Source organism: Dysosmobacter sp., from assembly GCF_034093755.1.
Classification (GTDB): domain Bacteria; phylum Bacillota; class Clostridia; order Oscillospirales; family Oscillospiraceae; genus Oscillibacter.
The window spans coordinates 65,261-71,925 of sequence record NZ_JAXEBZ010000079.1 but is presented as its reverse complement, the minus strand read 5'-3'; the positions used below and the strand labels follow the sequence as shown (position 1 = coordinate 71,925).

The 6,665-nt window shown below is 66.2% G+C and carries 5 protein-coding genes; 3 read left to right on the top strand and 2 right to left on the bottom strand.

The features are described from left to right. Positions 1–95: 95 nt before the first annotated feature. Both ytpR and pheS read right to left on the bottom strand, forming a co-directional pair. Entirely contained in the window at positions 96–1,586 is a 1,491-nt protein-coding gene (ytpR, locus tag SOX55_RS11085; protein WP_442873623.1) for a YtpR family tRNA-binding protein, read from the bottom strand. Between the two features lie 167 nt (positions 1,587–1,753). Beyond that, positions 1,754–2,779 (bottom strand): phenylalanine--tRNA ligase subunit alpha, encoded by a 1,026-nt coding sequence (pheS, locus tag SOX55_RS11080; protein ID WP_325287518.1) that lies wholly within the window; start codon positions 2,777–2,779, stop codon positions 1,754–1,756. A 434-nt stretch (positions 2,780–3,213) separates the two neighbouring features. On the opposite strand from pheS, the gene SOX55_RS11075 reads away from it, so the two are divergent. From SOX55_RS11075 to alr, 3 genes are read left to right on the top strand one after another with little or no spacing between them, the layout of a single operon-like run. Further along, positions 3,214–4,764, top strand: a complete 1,551-nt coding sequence (locus SOX55_RS11075) for an NAD(P)H-hydrate dehydratase (RefSeq protein ID WP_325287517.1) — start codon at positions 3,214–3,216, stop codon at positions 4,762–4,764. 42 nt (positions 4,765–4,806) lie between these two features. Continuing rightward, positions 4,807–5,394: a hypothetical protein gene (locus SOX55_RS11070; RefSeq protein ID WP_325287516.1), complete on the top strand. Its 588-nt coding sequence runs from the start codon at positions 4,807–4,809 to the stop codon at positions 5,392–5,394. Between the two features lie 56 nt (positions 5,395–5,450). Beyond that, on the top strand, positions 5,451–6,620 hold the full coding sequence (gene alr / locus SOX55_RS11065; protein WP_325287515.1) for an alanine racemase: 1,170 nt from the start codon (positions 5,451–5,453) through the stop codon (positions 6,618–6,620). The last annotated feature ends 45 nt before the right edge of the window (positions 6,621–6,665 follow it).

Below are 6,665 nucleotides of genomic sequence, written 5' to 3'. Positions count from 1 at the left end.
TTGATCTTCTCCGGCTCCAGCTTCAGCACCCGGGGCTGGGGCACATAGTTCAGAATGTCAATGACGCCGTCCACCACTTCGCCGGCGCCCAGCAGCTACACCAGCTCGCAGGCCCGGTTGACGGCGGGGAGGGTGTTCAGGATATCCAGCCCCTTCTCGAACTTGGCGGAAGCCTCGGTGCGCATGCCCAGGGCCAGGGCGGTCTTGCGGATGCAGGTGCCGTTGAAGTTGGCGGACTCGAACACCACGTCCGCGGTGTCCTCCACAATCTCGCTGTTCAGACCGCCCATGATGCCCGCCAGGCCAACAGCCCGGGTGTCATCGGCGATGACCAGCATGCTGGAGGTCAGCTTCCGCACGTTGCCGTCCAGGGTGGTCAGCTCCTCGCCGTCCTCAGCCCGGCGCACCACGATTTTTCCGCCCTTGACATAGCGGTAGTCAAAGGCGTGCATGGGCTGGCCGTATTCCAGCATCACGTAGTTGGTGATGTCCACGATGTTGTTGATGGGGCGCACGCCCATGGACCGCAGCCGCTCCCGCATCCACTTGGGGGAGGGGCCGATCTTCACGTTCCGCACCATGCGGGCGGTGTACCGGGGGCACAGGTCCTCAGCGGGGGTCTCCACGTCCAGCAGCTCCATCAGGTCGCCCTGGGCGCCGCCCTTCACCACCGGCTCGTGGAGCCGCAGCTCCTGGTGGAAGGTGGCGGCAGCCTCCCGGGCCAGACCGATGACGGACAGGCAGTCGGGGCGGTTGGGGGTGATCTCAAACTCCACCACGTGGTCATCGGCGTTGATGACGGGTTTGATGTCGTCGCCGGGGGCGATGCCCTCCTCCCGGAGGACGAAGATGCCGTCGGGAATGCAGTGGGGAAACTCCTTCTGGTCGGCGTGGAGGTCCGCCAGGGTGCAGATGACACCGGTCTTGGTGTTGTAGGCCACCATGTCGCCGGCGTGGATGTTCTGGCAGAGGGTGGTGACAACAGCGGCGCTGGGGCCGTCCTTTTCCGCATAGGACAGTGTGCACCGCCACATGCCATTCCCGGCGTTCTCCACGCCAGCGACCTTCGCGGCCACCACGGGGCCGTAGATCTTGTGGCCGGGCTGCACGTCGGCGGGAATGGAGGGCTTGGCGGGGTCCAGGGGCTTGTAGTCGTTCAGCAGCGCGGCGGCAGTGATGGCGGCGTAGGGGAAGTCCCGCTCGTCCAGGTTCAGCTCCTTCAGAGAGCACAGCATGCCGTTGGACAGCACGCCCCGCAGCTTGCCCTTTTCGATCTTGACGCCGCCGGGCAGGGTGGACTTGTGGAGGGCGGCGGGCACCAGGTCGCCCACATGGATGTTCCAGGCGCCGGTGACAATCTGCACCGGCTCGTCCCGGCCCACGTCGATCTGGCAGACCCACATGTGGTCGGAGTCGGGGTGGCGCTCCATGGACAGGATGCGGCCCACCACCACGTTTTTGATTTCGGCGCCCAGGTCCTCGGTGACTTCCACCTTGGAGCCGGACAGGGTCATGGATTCGGCGAATTCTTTATCATCGGCGTCAACGGTGACGAACTCGTTGAGCCATTTACGGCTTAGATTCATATCATATTTCCTCCTGTTTTTCTTCAAGGGGGAGCAGGCTCCCCCTTGAGAATCCCCCACCACCAGTGACCGGTGTCACTGGTGACGCCGCCCAGGGCGGCTGGGTCGGGGTATTTTTCCGCCGTACACGCCGCCGGAAAAATGATTTCACAAAGCTTGAAGCAAAGTTAAAACTGTTCAAGGAAGCGGATGTCGTTCTCGAAGATCAGCCGCAGGTCGGCGATCTTGAACCGGCGCATGGCGGTGCGCTCCAGACCGATGCCGAAGGCCCAGCCGGAGTAGACCTCCGGGTCAATGCCGGCCATTTTCAGCACCTTGGGATGCACCATGCCGGCGCCCAGCAGCTCGATCCAGCCCTCGCCCTTGCAGGTGGGGCAGCCCACGCCGCCGCACTTGTGGCACTGGACGTCCATCTCGCAGGAGGGCTCGGTGAAGGGGAAGTGATGGGGACGGAAGCGGGTCTTGGTGCCCTTGCCGTAAAGCTGCTCCACCACGGTGTTCAGGGTGCCCTTCAGGTCCGCCATGGTGACGCCCTTGTCAATGACCATGCCCTCCACCTGATGGAACATGGGGGAGTGGGTGGCGTCCACCTCGTCCTTCCGGTACACCCGGCCGGGGGCGATGATGCGGATGGGCAGTTCCATGGTCTCCATGGCCCGGACCTGCATGGGGGAGGTCTGGGAGCGGAGCATCACCCGGCTGTCCTCGTCAAAATAGAAGGTGTCGGACCAGTCCCGGGAGGGGTGGCCCTCCTCGGCGTTCAGCTTGTCGAAGTTGTACTCCGCCAGCTCCACCTCCGGGCCGTCCAGCACCGTGAAGCCCATGCCCACGAAGATGTCCTTGATCTCGTCCAGGGCGATATACATGGGGTGCTTGTGGCCCATCTCCACCGCCTTGCCGGGGATGGTGACGTCCAGGGCCTCAGCCTCCAGACGGTCATTCAGAGCCTTTTCCGCCAGCACGGCGGACTGGGCCTCAATGGCCTGCTCCAGGTCGGCCCGGACGGCGTTGGCCACCTGACCCATGACAGGCCGCTCCTCCGGGGACAGCTTGCCCATCTGCTTCAGCACGGCGGTGAGCTGTCCCTTCTTGCCCAGGTACTGGACCCGGACAGCCTCCAGATCAGCGGTGGCCTGGGTGGCCGCGATGGCCGCCAGGGCACTGGCGCGAATGGCTTCCAGTTGTTCTTTCATATGCGTTTAACTCCTTTACTTGGATGTGGATGACGAAGCGGCGGCGGGCAGCAAAAAAGCCCTCCGTCCCAGAGCGTTGGGACGAAAGGCAAACTTCCGCGGTACCACCCAGATTCATGCCGGAGGGCATGCACTTGAAGCCCCGGTAACGGCGGGCGGACCGGCCATGTCTCCATGGCGGCTCCCGGGCGAACCAAACCGGGCGTTCCGCAGTCTGGCTTGCAGCCGGTGACCAGACCTCTCTTGGCGGCGTTTCTCGGTTATTTTCCCGTTCATCGCTGATATTACCACAAATATATACCATAGAAAAAAGAGAAATGCAAGAGGAAAAATCGTGTCCGGCGGCCTTCCTTCCGCCCGTCTCCGGACGGCGATTGCAAAACCGGGCGGCGGCGGGTATAATAGAGCCAATCAAAAACAGGGAGGACGTCACCATGAAACTTGCCACAGCGGAACAGATGCGGGCGTTGGACCGGCAGGCCATTGAGGAGCGGGGCATTCCCTCCATCGAGCTGATGGAGCGGGCGGCGGAGGGCGTGGCCGCCGCGGCGCGGGCGCTGCTGCCGGAAAAGCCCTCCAGATGCCGTCTGGCCGTGTTCTGCGGCAGCGGCAACAACGGCGGCGACGGCCTGGCGGCGGCGCGGCTGCTGTTTCTCTCCGGCGCGGCGGTGCGGGTGTTTCTGGCGGGCAGCTACGAAAAGCTGACCCCCGACGCCCTGGAGGAGACCCGGCGGCTCAGCGAGTGCGGCGTGGAGCTGGAGCCCTTCGACCCGGAGGACACGGACCAGCGGCGGTGGGTGATGAACTGCCACGGGGTGATCGACGCCCTGCTGGGGGTGGGGCTGAGCCGGGCGGTGGGGGAGGATTCCCCTTACGGCGCCGCCATCCGCCTTATCAATGAGTGCCCCGCCGCCGTGGTGTCGGCGGACATCCCCAGCGGCATCTCCGCCGACAGCGGACAGGTGCTGGGCATGGCGGTGCGGGCGGACCGGACGGTGACCTTTACCCTGCCCAAAATCGGACACTTCGCGGGGGCCGGCGGGACGTACACCGGGGAACTGACGGTGTGGCCCATCGGCATCCCGGAGGACCTGCCCTGTGTCTGCGCCGCGCAGACCACGGAGCTGGAGCTGGCGCGGGAGGCGCTGCCCCGGCGGAAGCCCGACGGCCACAAGGGCGACTTCGGCAAGCTGCTGATTGTGGGCGGCGCGGTGGGCTACACCGGCGCGCCGTATCTGACGGCCTCCGCGGCGGTGCGCACCGGCTGCGGGCTGGTGTACCTGGGGGTGCCGGAGTGCATCTGGCCGGTGGAGGCCGTCAAATGCGTCTCCGCCATGCCCTTCCCCCTGCCGGATCAGGAGGGGAAGCTCAGCGGGGCAGCCCTGGCGCTGGCCATGGAGAAGCTGTCCGGCTGTGATGTGCTGGCTCTGGGACCCGGCCTGGGCCGCGGCCCCGGGCCGGAGGAGGTGGCCCGGGAGCTGCTGCGGCGGACGGAAAAGGCGGTGGTGCTGGACGCTGACGGCATAAACGCGCTGGCGGGGCATATGGATGTGTTGGATGCCCGCCGGGGCCGGGTCACGGTGCTGACGCCCCATGACGGGGAGTTCGCCCGCCTGACGGGCCGCGCCGTCTCGGAGGTCTCTCAGGGGGATCGGGTGGCCATGGCCCGGCAGTTCGCGGCGGACCACGGCTGCGTGCTGGTGCTGAAGGGCCGCCGGACGGTGATTGCCGGGCCGGAGGGGAACGTGCTGGTGAACACCACCGGCAACTCCGGCCTTGCCAAAGGCGGCAGCGGCGACGTGCTCACCGGTGTCATCGCCTCGCTGCTGTGCCAGGGGGCCACGGTCATGCAGGCGGCGGCCTGCGGCGTGTGGCTCCACGGCCGGGCGGGAGATCTGGCGGCGGCGGAGCGGACGGAGTACGGTATGACGCCGGAGGACGCCGCGGCCTGCCTGCCGGCGGCGATCCGGGAGCTGACGGACTGAGAAACGGGAGGTTTTTGGGTGCGCAGATGGATGTGCGTACCAATGATAGCCCTTTGCCTGCTGCTGTGGGGCTGCGGCGGCGGTTCGGAGACGGGGGAGCCTGAGGAGGCCCTGCGCGGGCCCTATCAGACCATGACCGGCTGCGCCATGGAGGCGGAGGTCACCTGCCGGGACGGCGAGGAGTCGGCCGCCTTTACCCTGCGGTGCGATTACGCGGCGGAGGGGGAGAGCACCGTGGAGGTGCTTGCGCCGGAGACGGCCGCCGGCGTCCTGGCCACGGTGGACAGCGGAACCATGAAGCTGGAGTACGGGGAGCTGTGCCTGCCGGTGGGGAACGTGGGCGGCATCGCCCCGGCTACCTGCCTGCCCCGCCTGATGGACGCCCTGCGGGAGGGGTGGCTGCTGGAGGCCAACCGGGAAAAGCTGGACGGCGTCCCCTGTGTCCGGCTGTGTCTGGACCGGACGGGAGCGGACGAGGGAGACATTCTGGCCGTCATCTGGCTGCGGGAGGAGGACGGCACGCCGCTGCGGGGAGAGATTGCGGTGGAAGATGAAATAATTCTCCAGGCGCGGTTTACGAAATTTGAATTCCGTGATATACTATCAAATCAGGCTGATGAAGCCGATTGAATCGGGCCGGCGGAAAGCGGGCCGGCCCCGTGCAGAAGATTCCGAGGTGACGGAAAATGAGCGAAGAACTGAGACGGACCTGGGCGGAGATTGACCTGGACCGTCTGGCGGACAACTACCGCCTGCTGCGCAGGCAGATGGGCGGCGCGAAATTCCTGGGTGTGGTAAAGGCCGACGCCTACGGCCACGGCGCCGTTGCCGTGGCCAGAAAACTGCAGGAGCTGGGGGCCGATTATCTGGCCGTCTCCAACGTGGAGGAGGCGGAGGAACTGCGGCGCCACGGCGTCACCGTCCCCATCCTGCTGCTGGGCTACACGCCGGCGGAGATGACGGCTGCGCTGCTGGAAAACGGCGTTACCCAGGACGTTCCCTCCCTGGAGATGGCCCGGGCCTACTCCGCGGAGGCCCTCCGGCTGGGGGGTACGCTGAAGGTCCACCTGAAGCTGGACACCGGCATGGGCCGGCTGGGCTTCCCCTGCGATGAAGAGCGGTTTGACGGGAGCCTTTCGGAGATTCTGGAGGCCATGGCCCTGCCGGGCCTGGAGTGGGAGGGCGTGTTCATGCACTTCTGCGTCTCCGACGAGCCGGAGAAGCCGGAGAGCGTGGAATTCACCCACATCCAGTACCGGCGGTTCCGCCGCATGGTGGAGGCGGTGGAGGAAAAAACGGGGTGGAAGTTCCCCATCCACCACTGCTGCAACAGCGGCGGCGTGCTGTTCTATCCGGAGTACGCCTGGGACATGTGCCGTCCCGGCGTGGTGCTGTACGGCACGGAGAAGATGAGCGTGGACTTCGGCCTGAAGCCGGTGCTGACCCTGAAAAGCACCATCGGCCCCATCAAGGAATACCCGGCGGACACCTCCGTCAGCTACGGCAGAACCTATTTTACCGACGGCCCCCGCCGCATCGCCGTGGTGCCGGTAGGGTACGCCGACGGCCTGCACCGGTGCCTGTCGGGCCGCTGGTCCATGATGACGAAGGACGGCCCCGCCCCCATCTGCGGGCGCATCTGCATGGACATGTGCATGGTGGACCTGACGGACCTGCCTGATGTCCGCACCGGCGACGAGGTGGTGGTGTTCGGCGAGGGCAACCCTGTGGAGCCCATGGCGGAGCTGGCGGGCACCATTACCTACGAGCTGCTGTGCGCCCTGTCCCGCCGGGTCCCCCGGGTGTATCTGGAAGGGGGACGGGCGGTGGAGCGTCATCTGCAGATGGACCTGTGACCGCCGTCACCGCCGGCGCATACACTATCCGGGGCGGGAATTTCG

Bases quoted from the DNA above. Each gene is read 5' to 3' on its own strand.
- ytpR (WP_442873623.1), bottom strand. From the start codon at position 1,586: ATGAATCTAAGCCGTAAATGGCTCAACGAGTTCGTCACCGTTGACGCC.
- pheS (WP_325287518.1), bottom strand. From the start codon at position 2,779: ATGAAAGAACAACTGGAAGCCATTCGCGCCAGTGCCCTGGCGGCCATC.
- SOX55_RS11075 (WP_325287517.1), top strand. From the start codon at position 3,214: ATGAAACTTGCCACAGCGGAACAGATGCGGGCGTTGGACCGGCAGGCC.
- SOX55_RS11070 (WP_325287516.1), top strand. From the start codon at position 4,807: ATGATAGCCCTTTGCCTGCTGCTGTGGGGCTGCGGCGGCGGTTCGGAG.
- alr (WP_325287515.1), top strand. From the start codon at position 5,451: ATGAGCGAAGAACTGAGACGGACCTGGGCGGAGATTGACCTGGACCGT.